The 235-nt window shown below is 64.3% G+C and carries 1 pseudogene; it reads left to right on the top strand.

The window, feature by feature from the left end:
• Positions 1–235, top strand: a pseudogene (locus SB764_RS44670) (M4 family peptidase); the annotation flags it as partial.

Below are 235 nucleotides of genomic sequence, written 5' to 3'. Positions count from 1 at the left end.
AACTGATCCAGCAGAATCCGTCCGCCTTCAGTCTGGCTACCGGCGGCACAGCACGCACGTTGAAGTTCGCGGGGCCGCAGGCAAGCGCGCCGACGGACGGAGATCAGTTCCAGGTACGCGACGTGATCGTCGATCCCGATGGCACCGAGCACGTGCGCTTCGACCGCTTCCATGCGGGCCTGCCGGTGATAGGCGGTGACGTCGTCGTCCATTCGAACCGAGGGCAGTTGAAGCA

The organism is Paraburkholderia sp. SIMBA_027 (assembly GCF_046535315.1).
Classification (GTDB): Bacteria; Pseudomonadota; Gammaproteobacteria; order Burkholderiales; family Burkholderiaceae; genus Paraburkholderia; species Paraburkholderia tropica.
The sequence above is the reverse complement of the archived record's forward strand: the minus strand, read 5'-3'. Positions and strand labels throughout refer to the sequence as shown.